We start from the raw sequence: 248 nt of genomic DNA, 5'->3' as shown, positions 1-248 counted from the left end.
AGACCCCACACTACCATCGGCGCTACGGCGTTTCACTTCTGAGTTCGGCATGGGGTCAGGTGGGACCGCCGCGCTAGTGCCGCCAGGCAAATTCTGTTTTCCGCGCCGCCACAAGGCCACGCGGTGTGTCCGTTAACAAGCTGAAAATCTCGCGTCTCACAAAACGCCTCTGGCGTTGTAAGGTTAAGCCTCACGGGTCATTAGTACCGGTTAGCTCAACGCATCGCTGCGCTTACACACCCGGCCTA

Annotated in this window: 1 rRNA gene; it reads right to left on the bottom strand. The window is 58.5% G+C overall.

Annotated features, from left to right (window positions below):
* Positions 1-87: ribosomal RNA gene (gene rrf, locus B2J69_RS23415) — 5S ribosomal RNA — on the bottom strand; the annotation flags it as partial.
* Positions 88-248 lie beyond the last annotated feature (161 nt).

The organism is Pantoea latae (assembly GCF_002077695.1).
In the GTDB taxonomy this organism is placed as follows: Bacteria; Pseudomonadota; Gammaproteobacteria; order Enterobacterales; family Enterobacteriaceae; genus Pantoea; species Pantoea latae.
Note: the sequence above shows the minus strand (reverse complement) of the source record. Positions and strands in the feature narration are given on the sequence as shown.